The sequence below is a fragment of the Flavobacterium cutihirudinis genome (assembly GCF_003385895.1).
Classification (GTDB): Bacteria; Bacteroidota; Bacteroidia; order Flavobacteriales; family Flavobacteriaceae; genus Flavobacterium; species Flavobacterium cutihirudinis.
In genome coordinates this window covers 255,559-271,982 of sequence record NZ_QRDQ01000008.1, presented here as the reverse complement: position 1 = coordinate 271,982, position 16,424 = coordinate 255,559, and the positions used below count along the sequence as shown (strand labels likewise).

At 36.6% G+C, this 16,424-nt stretch carries 8 protein-coding genes; all 8 read left to right on the top strand.

Annotation, left to right across the window (positions count from 1 at the left end; all coding sequences use genetic code 11):
* The first annotated feature begins 2 nt into the window (after nucleotides 1-2).
* Nucleotides 3-1,370, top strand: coding sequence for a hypothetical protein (locus BD847_RS07010; protein WP_244201568.1), 1,368 nt, complete (start codon nucleotides 3-5; stop codon nucleotides 1,368-1,370).
* 77 nt (nucleotides 1,371-1,447) lie between these two features.
* Nucleotides 1,448-3,931: a glycoside hydrolase family 2 TIM barrel-domain containing protein gene (locus tag BD847_RS07005; protein WP_115887583.1), complete on the top strand. Its 2,484-nt coding sequence runs from the start codon at nucleotides 1,448-1,450 to the stop codon at nucleotides 3,929-3,931.
* A 124-nt stretch (nucleotides 3,932-4,055) separates the two neighbouring features.
* Nucleotides 4,056-6,455: a glycoside hydrolase family 31 protein gene (locus BD847_RS07000; protein WP_115888329.1), complete on the top strand. Its 2,400-nt coding sequence runs from the start codon at nucleotides 4,056-4,058 to the stop codon at nucleotides 6,453-6,455.
* A gap of 331 nt (nucleotides 6,456-6,786) precedes the next feature.
* Nucleotides 6,787-8,793 (top strand): glycoside hydrolase family 97 protein, encoded by a 2,007-nt coding sequence (locus tag BD847_RS06995; RefSeq protein ID WP_115887582.1) that lies wholly within the window; start codon nucleotides 6,787-6,789, stop codon nucleotides 8,791-8,793.
* A gap of 129 nt (nucleotides 8,794-8,922) precedes the next feature.
* Entirely contained in the window at nucleotides 8,923-10,503 is a 1,581-nt protein-coding gene (locus BD847_RS06990; protein ID WP_115888328.1) for a GH39 family glycosyl hydrolase, read from the top strand.
* A gap of 108 nt (nucleotides 10,504-10,611) precedes the next feature.
* Entirely contained in the window at nucleotides 10,612-12,849 is a 2,238-nt protein-coding gene (locus BD847_RS06985) for a glycoside hydrolase family 3 C-terminal domain-containing protein (protein ID WP_115887581.1), read from the top strand.
* Nucleotide 12,850: 1 nt separating this feature from the next.
* On the top strand, nucleotides 12,851-14,362 hold the full coding sequence (locus tag BD847_RS06980) for a cellulase family glycosylhydrolase (protein ID WP_115887580.1): 1,512 nt from the start codon (nucleotides 12,851-12,853) through the stop codon (nucleotides 14,360-14,362).
* A gap of 114 nt (nucleotides 14,363-14,476) precedes the next feature.
* Complete coding sequence (locus BD847_RS06975; RefSeq protein WP_115887579.1) at nucleotides 14,477-16,423, top strand: sialate O-acetylesterase; 1,947 nt, start codon at nucleotides 14,477-14,479, stop codon at nucleotides 16,421-16,423.
* Nucleotide 16,424 lies beyond the last annotated feature (1 nt).

Below are 16,424 nucleotides of genomic sequence, written 5' to 3'. Positions count from 1 at the left end.
AAATGAAAAGTATAAAAATATTAATGAGCTCATTTTTGATGTTAGCATTGCTAGTATCATCTTGTTCACCAGAAACATATTCTTTGGATGGCCCGATTGATAAATCGGATATCCATTTTGAAATCACTCAGGATTTAGCTGCAGACGCGGGCGGAAATACTGTGATCCTGAAAAATACAACCCCGGGAGTAATCTTAAACTGGGATTATGTTACAGGAAAATCGGATAAGGCTGTACAAACCGTTAAATATGCTTTCAAAGGAAATTATACTATAAAAGTTTCGGCAGTTACAGATGCAGGAATTGTGGAGTTAGATCCCGTGACAGTTACAGTAACACAAGACAATTTAAATTATGTTAACGATCCTCTTTGGACAGCTTTATCAGGTGGAGTAGGAAAACAAAAATCTTGGGTATTAGATAATGGTAAATATGGCCAGGCTATGGGTGCAATGGCTTATGCAGATCCAAGTACAACAGTTGAATGGAACAATTTTTCTCCAAACTGGGAACCTGAAGGTATGCCTCCGGGAAGTTCAGAGGCTGATATGCATTGGGGAAGATATATGACATTCAGTCTTGAAGGTGGGCCATTTATGAAAGTTTATGAAGCTGACGGAACACTTAAAGAAAGCGGAACTTATTTCTTAGACATTAATACGCATACGTTAACTACAACAGGAGCAACGATTTTAAGAGCAGACAATTATGTAGGAAACGCAAGCAACTGGACTAATAATATCAAAGTTTTAAAACTTACTGAAAACCAACTTCGAATTGCTATCATGAGAACCAATAGTGAAGGTCCTTGGTGGTACATTTGGAACTTTGTTTCTAAAGAATATGCAGACAATTACGTACCGCCGGTTACAGCACCGGTTTACGATGAAGGTTTCAATCCAACTTTTGCTCCGGGAGAATTGTTAAAAATGCTTACTGGTGGTGCTGGAACAGGAAGAGTTTGGGCTTTAGACGGAAATGGAAATCCAGTTGACTGGTTAGGAAAAGGAAAAGGTTGGACAACTGGAGCTTCAAGTTCATACAACTGGGGTTGGAATGATGATTGGGCTGCGACAGCTGGTAATTCATGGATTCGTTTTGATCAATTTGGAGGAAAACTAAATTATACCAGAAGCCAAAATGGAGTAGAAACTACAGGAGTATTTACTATTAATGAAGAGAAAAATGAAGTTAATTTAGGAACAAATACCCTTCTTCAAAATCCAACGAGCTGGATGAATCCAACGACTAATACTATTAAGGTAGTGAAAGCATTCAATAATGACTATCTTACGAAAGGTATTTGGTTTGGAACATCTTATGATGCAGGTAAGGATGAATGGTTTGTTTTCCATTATATAATTCCTTAATAAAATAGATTACAATTTAATAGTAACTTGAAAGCAGTTTTAACACTGCTTTCAGGTTATTAAAATTTAAAAACACTATGATTCAGCTTACTTCATTAAAAAAAATCGGATTACTTTTTGCAGGCTTGGCTGTAATGACGGCTTGTAAATCTTCAAGTGATCAGAAATTTAAAAACCGAAAAGTGTCATTCAATTCAGATTGGAGTTTTCATTTAAACGACAGTCTAAAAGATAAAGATACAATTGGAGCTTCAACGCAATGGCGTATTTTAGATGTGCCTCACGATTGGAGTATTGAAGGAAAGTTTGATGAAAAAAGCCCTGCCGGATATGGTGGAGGATCGCTAAACGGAGGTTTAGGCTGGTACAAAAAAACATTCAAAGTAGCTGCGGAAGACAGCACAAAAATAACTTCTATAACTTTTGACGGAGTTTATAGAAACAGCGAAGTTTGGGTAAACGGACATTATTTAGGAAAACGCCCAAACGGATATATTGGTTTTCAATATGAAATTACTCCCTATTTAAATTACGGAGAAAAAAACAACGAAATAATTGTTAAGGTTGACAATTCAAAACAACCAAATTCACGTTGGTATTCGGGTTCCGGAATTTTTAGAAATGTCTGGATCGAAACCACAGATAAACTTCACGTGGGACAATGGGGAACGTATATTACAACTCCAAAAGTTACAGCTGAAAATGCTTCAGTAAATATTGAAACTACAATTAAAAATCAATATTCAGCAGAAAAAAAAGCAACTGTAATTACTACCATTTTTAAAGACGACACCAAAGTAACATCGGTTACTCAAAATATAACATTAAATGCTAATGCCAATCAAACCATCAAACAATTGGCAGTTGTAGAAAATCCAGTTTTATGGTCGGATGAAAAACCGGAATTGTATACTGCAGTTACCGAAATTTCGCTTGACGATAAAATCATAGATCAATACAAAACCACTTTCGGAATCAGAGATTTTAAATTCGATTTGAACAAAGGTTTTATTTTGAATGGAAAACAAGTCAAGATTAAAGGTGTTTGTATGCACCACGATTTAGGTCCGTTGGGTTCTGCGATTAATACACGCGCAATTGAGCGTCAGTTGGAAATCCTGAAAGAAATGGGTGTAAACGGAATAAGAACTTCACACAATCCGCCTGCTCCGGAACTTTTACAACTTTGCGACAAAATGGGTTTCATTGTCATGGATGAAGCTTTCGACATGTGGAAACAAGCCAAAAGTAAATATGATTATGCTAATGATTGGGACAAATGGCACAAACAAGATTTAATCGATCAATTATTGCGCGACCGAAATCATGCGAGTATTTTTATGTGGAGTATCGGAAATGAAATTCCGGAACAATGGAATGAAACCGGAATTGAAATCGCCAAAGAACTTGCTGCAATTACACGTCAATACGATAAGACAAGACCTATTACTGCAGGAATGAATCCGCCGGTAAATATGAATATTGATGCGGTGACTTTACAATTTGAGAAAAAAAATGTATCGATTAATCCGCTTGCCGGATCTGGTGTTTTAGATTTAATTGGATACAATTATGCACATCAGACATTCGAACATCATTTGAAAAATTTCCCAAATACACCTTTTATCGCAACCGAAACAACTTCGGGTTTACAAACAAGAGGATATTACGATGCGGTTTCAGATACAATCAAAAAATGGCCGGTAAGCTGGGATAAAAAATTTGAAGGAGGAAATCCTGGAAATACGGTTTCAGCTTATGATCAGGTGCAAACGCCTTGGGGATCAACACATGAAGCGACTTGGAAAGTCATTAAAAAGCATGATTTCTTAGCCGGAATGTACGTTTGGACAGGTTTCGATTATATCGGAGAACCAACGCCGTACGAATGGCCATCGGTGAGTTCGTATTTTGGAATTGTTGATTTGGCCGGTTTCCCGAAAGACGTTTATTACATGTACCAAAGTGAATGGACAAATAAAACGGTTCTTCATATTTTTCCACATTGGAACTGGAAAGCAGGACAAACCGTTGACATTTGGGCATATTACAATAATGCTGATGAAGTTGAACTTTTCTTAAACGGAAAATCAGTTGGTATTCGCAGTAAAAAAGGAGACGATTTACATGTAATGTGGAGAATTCCATATCAGCCAGGAACTTTAAAAGCAGTTTCTCGTAAAGACGGAAAAGTGGTTTTAGAAAAAGAAATTAAAACAGCCGGTAATCCTTCAAAACTAAAATTAACGGCAGACAGAAGCACGATAAAAGCGGATAAAAATGATTTGTCTTTTGTGACTGTTGACATTTTAGATGAAAAAGGAATTTTAGCACCAAATGCGAATAACGAGATCAATTTCTCTTTAAAAGGAAATGGAAAAATTGTTGGAGTTAGTAGTGGAGATCCGGTTAGTCACGAATCTTTTAAAGGAAATAAACATACTGCTATGGCTGGAAAATGTCTGGTAATCGTTCAGTCTGGAGATAAATCAGGAAGATTAGAATTAACTGCAAAAGCAAACGGATTAAAACAATCGACAATTGTAATTACAGCAGAATAATGACACGTAGTTCCTGCAAGGTTTTCAAAACCTTGTAGGTATATATAGTAAAGTATAGAATAAAAAATAGCAGACCTACAAGGTTTTGAAAACCTTGCAGGAAGGAAATACAAAAACTAAACTAATGAAAAACACATCACTAACCACATTGTTTTCAGCTTTTATGCTTGGATTTGTTTTGACACCAAAAGCATCAGCTCAAATCCAAAATGCAGACGTACTGAACGCACCAATAGACATCAGTAAAGATTTTCAGAATTATCTGAACACTTTTTATTTCGCAGATGAACTGGCTTCTTTTGATCCTGCAACAGGAAAAGGAACTATAAAATATTTGAGATACAATTATAAAACGCGTCAGGCTTTCAACAATATGATGATGAAACCGGATGCGGAGAAACCAAACGAATTTCCAACTACAGAATATGAGGTTTCGCCAGTATTGCCATTCGAAATTCAGTTTGTTTCAGATAGAACGGTTCGTATTAAAACTACTTCAGGACCACAATTTCATCCAGAGGCAGCATCTTTAATGCTGGTTAATGGCGTTGCGCCAAATCATCCTGAATTATGGAAATATGCTAAAATCGAAGGCGGTCATAGTTACACAAGTAAACATGGACGAGTTGAAATATTAGTAAAACCTTGGCACGTAAAAATCTACGACGAAAAAGGAAAATTACTGACAAGTACACTTCACGATACTGATTTTAAAAATACCTATACACCAACACTTCCGTTTTCTTATGTTCGCAGAAATAGCGATTATTCAAGAAGTATGGGCGCGGCTTTCAGTTTAGAACCAGACGAAAAAATATTTGGATGTGGAGAATCTTTCACACAATTCAACAAGCGCGGACAAAAAGTTGTTTTATGGACGGATGACGCAAACGGAATCCAAAATGAAACAATGTACAAACCGATTCCGTTTTACATGAGTAGCCGTGGTTACGGAGTTTTCATGCACCATTCGACTCCAATTACAGTAGATTTCGGAAAATACTTTGGAAGTGCAAACGAAATGTACATTGGAGATGACGAAGCCGATTTATTTTTCTTCATCGGAGAACCAAAAGACATTTTAGATCAATATACAGATTTGACAGGAAAAGCAGCGATGCCACCACTTTGGTCTTTCGGTTTTTGGATGAGTAGAATCACTTATTTCTCTGAAAAAGAAGGACGCGACGTAGCAAGAGATTTACGTAAATACAAAATCCCAACCGATGTTATTCACTTTGATACAGGTTGGTTTGATGTAGATTGGAGAAACAACTACGAGTTTGCAAAATCTCGTTTCCCGGACGCTACAAAAATGATGTCCGATTTGAAAAAAGATGGTTTCCAGGTTTGTCTTTGGCAATTGCCTTATTTCACGCCAAAGAACACTTTGTTCCCTGAAATCATGGATAAAAACTTAGCAGTAAGAGACAGAAAAGGAAACCTTCCTTACGAAGATGCCGTTTTGGATTTCTCAAACCCGGAAACAATCACTTGGTACCAAGGAAAATTGAAAAAATTATTTGACGAAGGCGTTGCGGTTTTCAAAGTTGATTTTGGAGAAGCTGCTCCGCCAGACGGAATTTACCATTCTGGAAGAACAGGTTTCTACGAACACAATTTATATCCGTTGCGATATAATAAGGCTGTTGCCGAAATCACTCAGAAAGAAAAAGGATATACTTTAATCTGGGCGAGAAGTACTTGGGCAGGATCTCAGCGTTATCCGTTACATTGGGGAGGAGATTCTGAAACTACAAATGGAGCGATGTCGGCAGAATTACGCGGCGGACTTTCATTAGGACTAAGCGGATTCAGTTTCTGGAGTCATGACGTTGGAGGATTTGCAACAAAATCTCCTGAGAATATTTACAGAAGATGGACACCATTCGGAATGTTGACTTCACACGTAAGAAGCCACGGAGAACCGCCTCGCGAGCCTTGGTTGTATAGCAAAGATTTCTTAGAAGGATTTAGAAAAGCAGATAATATGCGTTACGAATTAATGCCATATATCTACGCTCAGGCAAAAGAAAGTTCTCAAAAAGGTTTACCAATGATGCGTGCTTTATTTGTAGAATATCCAAACGATCCGGGAGCTTGGTTGGTTGATAATCAATATTTATTTGGTTCAAGTATGTTGGTTGCACCACTTTTTGAAGAAGTTGAAGAAAGAGACGTTTACCTTCCGGAAGGAACTTGGATTGATTACCAAACTAAAAAAGTTTACCAAGCAGGATGGCACAAAATCAAAGCAGGTGAAATTCCAATTATCGTTTTGGTTAAAGATGGAACTGCAATTCCGCACATTGGTTTAGCGCAGTCTACAAAAGATATGGACTGGAGCAAATTGACATTAAAAGTATTTGCAAGCGATAAAACGACTTCGGCGACAGCCAAAGTATTTTTACCGGAAGGTGATGCAGTTCAGGAAATAAAAGTGAACAAAAGCGGAAACAATTTTGATGTAGCTGCAAATCCGTTAAACGGAAAAACCACTTTTAAAACAGAGTGGGCGAAATAAAAAGGTTAGCCACTAATTGCACGAATTTCCACGAATTGAATTGGTGATAATTGGTGCAATTCGTGGCGAAAAAATAGTCACAGATTAAAAGGATTATTACTCTCGCAGATTTAGCAGATCATGCAGATTTTTTTAATGTTTAAAATCAGCTAAATCTGCCAAATCTGCGAGAGAAAAAAACAAACACATAGAAACTATAAGTCTCTAATAAATTATAATTCTGTGTGTTAAAAAAGCATACCTATAATTAAAAATTGAGTTTTTGTTTAGTTTTTAAATCGGGTAAAGCGGCTTGCAATGCCCGATTTATTAAAATGTTTAAAAAAAGATTATGAAAAAGTATCTAGTTCTTCCAGTTGTTTTGCTTTCCATTTCAGTTGGATACAGCCAAAAAGTTAAGAATGCTTACGAATTGGCATCGCCAAACGGAACGAATAAAATCAAATTTGAGCTGGTAAAAAATGCTCCAAAATATGCAGTTTCTCACGGAAAAACGGAAGTGATTTCTCCATCAGATATGGGATTTTTGCTAAAAGGAAATGAAGACTTAAGTTCTAACTTTGAAATGAAAGGCGCAAAAACGACTTCTTTTGATGAGACTTGGGAACAAGTTTGGGGAGAAAAGAAAAACATTAGAAATCACTATAATCAGCTTGTAGTTGATTTGCAGCAAAAAACAGGAAACAAAAGAAAACTGCAAATTCAGTTTCGCGCTTTCGATGACGGAATTGCATTTCGATATGTTTATCCAAAACAAAATGTGAAAGACAGTATTTTCATTATGGATGAAAAAACGACTTTCAACTTAAAAGAAGATGGAAAAGCGTGGTGGATTCCGGCAAACAGAGAAAATCGCGACGAATATCTTTTTAAAGATGCACCGGTAAGTACTTTGGATACCGTTTTAACGCCACTAACAATTGAAAGCAAAAGCGGATTAGCTTTAAGTTTCCACGAAGCAAACTTGATTGATTTTGCAAGTATGACTTTGGTGAACAATAAAGGAACAGAATTAAAATCGGATTTGGTGCCGTGGCCTGACGGTGTAAAAGTTCGCGTAAAAGATACTTTTACTTCTTCTTGGAGAACGCTTCAAATTGGAGAAAATCCGGGAGAATTGATCACTTCTTATTTGGTTTTAAACCTAAACGAACCAAACAAATTAAAAAATACAAACAATTATTTCAGACCGTATAAATATTTAGGAATCTGGTGGGGAATGCACATAGGGAAATATACTTTCTGGGAAAGCGACAAACAAGGAGCAACAACTAAACACGCTGAAGAATATATCGATTTTACAGCAAAAGAAGGTTTCCACCATTTATTGATCGAAGGCTGGAACAAAGGCTGGACGCCAGGTTGGTATGAAAATCGTATGCACATGTTCAGTTTCACGAAAAGTGCTGATAATTTCGACCTTGAAAAAGTAGTGGAATACGGAAAGAAAAAGAACATCGAATTAATTGGTTATCACGAAACAGGTTCTAACTTAATTAACTACTTAAAAGAAGTTGACGAAGGTTTTGCTTTATACAAAAAATTAGGAATTCATACCGTGAAAATCGGTCACGTAGGTTCTAAATTGAATATGAAACAAATGCACTTCGGGCAGTTTGGAGTAAATTATTTCAGATACATTTTAGAAAAAGCAGCACAATACGATTTAGCGGTTTTATATCACGAATCAATTAAAGATACAGGAGAAAGAAGAACTTTTCCAAACATGGTTTCAAGAGAAGCAGCACGCGGACAAGAATATAACGCTTGGAGCGAAGGAAATCCGCCAAACCACTTAACGATTATTCCTTTTACAAGATTGCTTTCAGGACCAATGGATTTTACGCCTGGAATTTTTGATGTTGAGGTAAAACAAGGATATCCTGGAAAAAGAGTTCAGGGAACAGTTGGTCAGCAATTAGCGTTATATGTAACGATTTATGCTCCAATTCAGATGTTGGCCGATCTTCCTGAAAACTACGAAGGAAAACCAGCTTTACAGTTCTTAAAAGATGTTCCGACAGATTGGGAAGATACTAAAATCTTAGAAGGAAAAATTGGTGAATACATCACAACAGCAAGAAAAGACAGAAACAGCGCTGATTGGTATTTGGGAACTTTAACAAATGAAAAACCAAGAAATGTAGAAGTTTCATTGTCATTCTTAGATCCAAATGCGACTTACGAAGCACAAATTTATGTGGATGCTGAAGGAACAGACCAAACACACAATCCGGAAGCAGTAGCTATTTCTAAGAAAACAGTAAAAGCTTCGGATAAATTACAATTGAAATTAGGTGGTGCCGGAGGTGGAGCAGTGAGATTCAAAAAGATGTAATTATTAATTTCTCAAACCCGACAGGTTTTAAAAACCTGTCGGGTTTCGTAACGAAACGATTACGCATATTTGTAGAGACGCATTTCAATGCGTCTACGTTCCAATAATCAAATAAATATTTATTATCAAATGAAAAAATTTTCAGCAATACTATTTATTTCCTTAATCGTAAGCAGCAGTATTTCGTTTGCACAAAACAATAATGCTGAAAACCGAATCATAAAAGTTGATTTCAAAAAAGAAGCAGGAAAATTAAACACCATGTTTAAAGAATGCATTGGAGCTGGAAGAGCGAACGAAGGTTTGAGAGCCGACTGGCAGCAGCAATTGGCATTGGTGAAAAAAGAATGCGATTTTAAATACATCCGTTTTCATGGTTTATTGTCGGATGATATGGCGGTTTATCGCGAAGATTCAAAAGGAAATCCGGAATACAATTATCAGTATGTAGATGTTTTGTTTGATTATATCGTGAGTCTGAAAATGAAACCGTTTGTTGAATTAGGTTTTATGCCAAATGCTTTAGCGAGCGGAAAAGAAACTATTTTTTGGTGGAAAGGAAATGTAACGCCTCCAAAAGACTATAAAAAATGGGAAGATTTAGTGAAAAACCTAACCGCACATTTTAAAGAGCGTTACGGAGATGAAGAGGTGAAAACATGGTATTTTGAAGTGTGGAACGAACCGAATTTATCACCAGGATTTTGGAGCAGCACTCAGGAAGAATATTACAAATTGTACGATTATGCAGCTCGAGGCGTAAAAGCTGTAAATCCGGCTTACAGAGTGGGTGGGCCGGCAACGGCTGGTTCAGCTTGGGTTTCGGAAACAATTGATTTTTGCGCCAAAAATAATGTTCCGATGGATTTTGTATCAACGCATACTTACGGAGTAAAACAAGGATATCTTGATGAATTCGGAACTTCAGGGACAGTTTTAAATCAGGACGAATGGAGTGTAAGCGGAGAAATTATTCATTCCAGAAAATTGATTACCGAGTCGGCTAAACCTAATTTAGAGTTGCATTACACAGAGTGGAGTTCATCGTATACGCCAGCAGATCCAATTCACGACAGTTATCATTCGGCAGCTTATATTTTACAGAAATTGAAACAAGTTGGAAATGCCGCAAACTCAATGTCATATTGGGTTTTCACCGATATTTTTGAAGAAGCAGGACCTAGATTCACACCTTTCCACGGAGGTTTCGGATTATTGAATACGCAAGGAATTAAAAAACCGGCTTATTTCTCTTATTATTTAATGAATAAATTAGGAGAAACCGAACTTCAAAATACCGATAAAGCTTCATGGGCAACCAAAAATTCTAAAGGAGATGTTCAGTTATTACTATGGGATTTTACCAATACACATCCGGGCGATAAAGTTTGGAACCAAACATATTACGTACAGGATTTACCATCTAAAGAAAAAGGAAAAGTAAAAATTGAAGTTGATGGTTTGCAGAAAGGAAACTATGTTTTGGAAATCTACAAAGTAGGTTATAAAGTAAATGATGCTTACGCAGATTATTTAGCTTTTAATAAACCAAATCAGTTAACACGTCAACAGGTTAATTCAATAAAAGAGAAAAACACTGGCGCGCCAATTTCGACAGAAAAAATAACGGTAGATGCAAAAGGAACTTTTAGCAGAGATCTTAAAATAAATGAAAATGATGTGGTGATGTTGAATTTTGTTAAAAAGTAACCTTAAAGCATCATTATAAAAAGAACCATAAATAAATATTAATAAATAGAATGAAAGGTTAGGGTGAGGATATTAACCTTTAAGTTCTGAAAATCTAACTATCTAACTATGAAAAACAAATTGATATACCTTTCAGCAGCGGTGGCTTTTGCATTTGTAACATCATGCAAGAATGAAGCGCAAAGTTCTGACACGGCTTCGGTTCAAACCGAAGAGTATCAAGGAAAAGAAATTGGAACGGAGCATGATGCAGAAATCGACAAGCTGATTGCCCAAATGACATTGGAGGAAAAAATCGGAATGCTTCACGGTAACAGTATGTTTGCAAACGCAGGCGTAAAACGTTTAGGAATTCCGGAATTAAAAATGGCCGATGGTCCTTTGGGAGTTCGTGAAGAAATCTCAAGAGACAATTGGGCTCCAGCAGGATGGACAAATGATTTTGCAACTTATTATCCTGCAGGAGGAGCTTTGGCAGCAACTTGGAATGCAGAAATGGCGCATACTTTCGGAACCAGTTTAGGAGAAGAATTGCGTGCAAGAGATAAAGATATGTTGCTCTCGCCGGCCATAAATATGGTAAGAACACCACTTGGAGGAAGAACTTACGAGTACATGTCGGAAGATCCGTTTTTGAATAAAAAAATCGCAGTGCCTTTGGTTGTTGGTTTACAGGAAAAAGATGTAATGGCTTGCGTAAAACATTTCGCAGCAAACAATCAGGAAACGAATCGTGATTTTGTCGATGTACAAATTGACGAACGTACACTTCGTGAAATTTATCTTCCAGCTTTTGAAGCTACTGTAAAAGAAGCAAAAGCTTACAGTATAATGGGAGCCTACAACAAATTCAGAGGCGAATATTTATGTGAAAACGATTATATGTTGAATAAAATCCTTCGTGATGAATGGGGATTTAAAGGTGTAGTAGTTTCAGACTGGGCTGCGGTGCATTCTACAGGAAAAGCTTTGAAAAATGGTTTAGACATTGAAATGGGAACACCAAAACCTTTCAACGAATTTTTCTTAGCTGATAAATTAATTGCTGCAGTAAAATCAGGTGAAGTTTCAGAAAAAGAAATTGACTTGCATGTAAAACGTATTTTAAGAGTTTTATTCCAAGTTAAAGCAATGGGCGGAGGCGAGCGTGCAAAAGGAAGCATCGCAACCGAAGCACATTATCAAGATGCTTACAAAATTGCAGCAGAAGCTATTGTATTGTTGAAAAATGAAAACAATGCATTGCCATTAAAATTAGATGGAGTTAAATCTATTGCCGTTATCGGAAACAATGCAACTAAGAAAAATGCTCTTGGCGGATTTGGTGCCGGAGTAAAAACAAAAAGAGAAGTTACGCCTTTAGAAGGTCTTAAAAACAGATTGCCTTCTTCAATTAAAATCAATTATGCGGAAGGATATTTAGAGCGTTACGACGAAAAAAATAAAGGAAACTTAGGAAACATTACTTCTACAGGACCAGTTACAATTGACAAATTAGATCCTGCAAAAGTAAAAGAAGCAGTAGAAGCGGCTAAAAACTCAGATGTTGCAATCATTTTTGCGGGTTCAAACCGTGATTACGAAACAGAAGCTTCAGATCGTAGAGATTTGCATTTGCCTTTCGGACAAGAAGAGTTAATAAAACAGGTATTGGCTGTTAACCCTAAAACTATTGTGGTTATGATTGCCGGAGCTCCGTTTGATATTAACGAAGTAAGTCAGAAATCTTCTGCTTTGGTTTGGAGTTGGTTTAATGGTTCTGAAGGAGGAAACGCTTTGGCTGATGTTATTTTAGGAAAAGTAAATCCGTCAGGAAAATTACCTTGGACAATGCCAAAACAGTTGAAAGATTCTCCTGCGCATGCAACAAACAGTTTCCCTGGAGACAAAACGGTAAATTATGCAGAAGGAATTTTGATCGGATACCGTTGGTTTGATACTAAAAATGTAGCGCCATTATATCCTTTTGGTTACGGATTGTCATACACAACTTTTGCGCTTGAAAATGCAAAATCAAACAAAACAGATTACGCACAAACGGATGTAATTGAAGTTACTGTTGATGTTAAAAATACAGGAAAAGCAGATGGAAAAGAAGTAATACAATTATACACTTCTAAATCGGATTCTAAAATTACACGTGCAGCACAAGAGTTGAAAGGCTTCAAAAAAGTAGCTGTAAAAGCTGGAAGTTCAGAGAAAGTAACAATCAAAGTTCCGGTAAAAGAATTGGCTTATTATGATGTTGCGTCTAAAAAATGGACGATTGAACCTGGAAAGTACACACTTAAAGTTGGAACTTCTTCAAGAGATATTAAAAAAGAAATTGCCATAACAATTAAATAATATGAAAAAGAAAATCACAGATTATTTGTTAAGCATTGTTTTGTGCTTTGGTTTTTTAGGTGTTTTGGCTTGCAGTTCTGAAAAAGATACACCTTCAGATACAGAGACGACGGTAAAATCACTTTCGGCAAACACTACTAAAATTGATTTAAAAGGCACAGAAGATGGAGCTGATATTACAATAACTTCTGAAGCAGCATCTTGGGCAATAAGCAGTTCAGAAACTTGGGCGAAACTTAGCGTAACAACGGGTACAAAAGGAACTTTTTTGGTACGACTAACAGCTGAAGAGAACAAGACAACTGCAGTTAGAACAGCTGTATTAACTTTAACTTCGACAGAGGCAAAAACGGTAACAATTTCTGTTTCGCAAGCGTTGGGGGAAACAAGCAGTGGTTTATATCCAAATTATAATACAAGTCCGATCGCGGCTGATGCATCCGGAATGGGAAGTACGGCAGCACAATTGGCAGCGAAAATGAAATTAGGCTGGAACATTGGAAATACTATGGAAGCAACTGGCGGTGAAACGGCTTGGGGAAATCCAAAAGTAACCAAGCAACTTATTGATTTGGTAAAAGCAAATGGATTTAATGCAATAAGAATTCCATGTTCATGGAACCAATATTTGGCTAATGCCGATAAAGCAGAAATTCAAACTACTTGGCTAAACAGAGTTAAAGAAGTGGTACAATATTGTGTTGACAATGATATGTATGTAATTGTCAATATTCACTGGGACGGCGGCTGGCTGGAAAATAATGTTATAACAGCTAAAAAAGAAGCAAATAATGCGAAGCAAAAAGCATTTTGGGAACAAATTGCAACAACGTTACGCGGTTTTGATGAGCATTTGCTTTTTGCAAGTGCCAACGAACCAAATGTTGAAAACGCAGAGCAAATGGCAGTTTTGACTTCGTACCATCAAACTTTTGTAGATGCAGTTCGTTCTACGGGAGGAAAAAATGCATACCGTAATCTGATAGTACAAGGACCATCAACAGACATCGAAAAAACAAACAAATTAATGACGGCTATGCCAACTGATAAAGTTGCGGACAGAATAATGGCTGAGGTTCATTATTATACGCCATATCAATTTTGCTTAATGGACAAAGATGCAGATTGGGGTAAAATGTTTTATTATTGGGGAAAAGATTATCATTCGGCAACAGATACTGAGCGTAATGCAACCTGGGGAGAAGAGGCAGATTTAGATAAATTTTTCCTTTCGATGAAAACGCAGTTTGTAGATAAAGGAATTCCTGTAATTTTAGGGGAATTTGGAGCGATAAAACGTAGCGATTTAACGGGTGATAATTTGACATTGCATTTAGCATCAAGAGCTTATTTCCTGAAATATGTTGTAAAACAATCTAAAGCTAACGGATTAATTCCGTTTTATTGGGATGCCGGAAATCTAGGTGTCAATACAATGTCTTTATTTGACAGAAGCAATAATACAGTTTATGATGCCCAGGCATTAACTGCTCTGAAAGAAGGATTACAATAAAAAAAGTCTCTCAAACCATATAAGTGATATAAGATATTTAAGTTTTTGTTTAGTCAAGATATTAAATTTACTTATATCACTTATGTGGTTTTATACTATTAAAATTAGAAAAAAATGAAAAAGTCGATTGTTTTTATTTTGTTGATATTTAGCACGATATCAATGGCCAATGTGAGAATGCCTTTAATATTTTCAGACGGAATGGTGTTGCAAAGAAACAAGCAAATTCCGATTTGGGGTTTTGCTGATGCGAATGAAAGCATCGAAATTCATTTTAACAAACAAATCAAAAAAACGCAGGCAGACAAAAACGGAAAATGGACGGTAAATTTAAACGCTGAAAAAGCCGGCGGACCTTTTGAATTAATTATTATCGGAAAAAATAAAGTTACGATCAAAAATGTTTTGGTTGGTGAAGTATGGATTTGCAGTGGACAATCGAATATGGAATTTCAGGTGTATAAAACCATGAATGCCGAAAAAGAAATCAACTATTCAGATTATCCTATGATTCGTCATTTTGGCGTTGCGCAAGATTTAAGCGGAACTCCGAAAGACGATTTAAAACAAGGAAAATGGGAAGTTTCAAGCAAAGAAACGGTTGGTAATTTCACGGCAGTTGGTTTTTATTTTGCCAGAAAATTATATTCAGAATTAAAAATTCCAATCGGAATCATAAATACTTCTTGGGGTGGAACCAATGTAGAAACCTGGACAAGTCGCGAAGCTTTCGAAAAAAGCGACGAATTCAAATCGATGATTGCCGATGTGCCAACGGTAGACATCAATGCCATTTTTGAAAATTATAAAAAATCGGTTTTAGAGAATATCAAAAAAGTGCAAGGTTTTGAAGCTTCAATGGAAAATGAAGCACAATTTAAAGAAGCAAATTTTCAGGACAATAAATGGCCGGAAATCAAAGTGCCTTCACTTTGGGAAAACCAGCAAATTGGAAACATTGACGGAATTGTCTGGATGCGTAAAACAATTGTTTTAACTGCAGAACAAGCTAAAAAAGAAGCCGTTTTGCATTTAGCAAAAGTAGACGACGAAGATAAAACTTATGTAAACGGAATTGAAGTAGGAACCAACAATCTTTGGGACAAACTAAGAGTTTACAAAATTCCGGCAAATGTTCTAAAAGAAGGAACAAATGTAATCGCCGTAAGAATTACAGATTACAGCGGCGGTGGCGGAATTTACGGCGATCCAGCCGATTTAAAAATCGATTTTAAAGATTCAAATCTTCCGCTTGAAGGACTTTGGAAATTCAATGTCATAAAAGTAAGAATCGAGGTTTCTCCAAATAGTTATCCATCGTTATTGTACAATGCAATGGTAAATCCACTAGTTCCTTATGCAATTGAAGGTGTTTTGTGGTATCAGGGCGAGGCCAATGTTTGGAGAGCGAAACAGTATAAAAAGGCATTTCCGTTAATGATTAACGATTGGAGAACCAAATTCAAACAAGGCGATTTTCCTTTTTATTTTGTTCAATTGTCCACTTTTGATGAAACTGGCGGAAACAGCCAAAAAGGAAGCCGTTGGGCAGAACTTCGTGAAGCACAATCGGAAACGTTAAAATTACCAAATACCGGAATGGCCGTTACAACCGACATTGGAAACGCAAAAGACATTCATCCAACAAACAAACAAGACATTGGTTTGCGTTTGGCAGCCATTGCGATGAATGATATTTACGGTAAAAAACAAGTTCACAGCGGACCAACGTACAAATCTCAGGAAATAAAAGGCAATCAAATTATTTTGACTTTCGATAACATCGGCAGCGGATTATCAACGCCAAATAATGATGAATTAAAAGGTTTCGAAATCGCAGGCGCAGACAAAGCTTTTCATTCCGCGAAAGCGATAATAAAAGACAACAAAGTAATCGTTTCAAGTGATCAGGTTCAAAATCCGGTTGCAGTGCATTACGGCTGGGCAGATGATGATACGCAAATCAATCTTTTCAATAAAGAAAAATTCCCTGCATCACCATTTAGAACCGATAATTGGGAGTTGATGACAGCAAATGAAAAATACAGCGTAAGCAAATAAA

Bases quoted from the DNA above. Each gene is read 5' to 3' on its own strand.
- BD847_RS07010 (WP_244201568.1), top strand. From the start codon at position 3: ATGAAAAGTATAAAAATATTAATGAGCTCATTTTTGATGTTAGCATTG.
- BD847_RS07005 (WP_115887583.1), top strand. From the start codon at position 1,448: ATGATTCAGCTTACTTCATTAAAAAAAATCGGATTACTTTTTGCAGGC.
- BD847_RS07000 (WP_115888329.1), top strand. From the start codon at position 4,056: ATGAAAAACACATCACTAACCACATTGTTTTCAGCTTTTATGCTTGGA.
- BD847_RS06995 (WP_115887582.1), top strand. From the start codon at position 6,787: ATGAAAAAGTATCTAGTTCTTCCAGTTGTTTTGCTTTCCATTTCAGTT.
- BD847_RS06990 (WP_115888328.1), top strand. From the start codon at position 8,923: ATGAAAAAATTTTCAGCAATACTATTTATTTCCTTAATCGTAAGCAGC.
- BD847_RS06985 (WP_115887581.1), top strand. From the start codon at position 10,612: ATGAAAAACAAATTGATATACCTTTCAGCAGCGGTGGCTTTTGCATTT.
- BD847_RS06980 (WP_115887580.1), top strand. From the start codon at position 12,851: ATGAAAAAGAAAATCACAGATTATTTGTTAAGCATTGTTTTGTGCTTT.
- BD847_RS06975 (WP_115887579.1), top strand. From the start codon at position 14,477: ATGAAAAAGTCGATTGTTTTTATTTTGTTGATATTTAGCACGATATCA.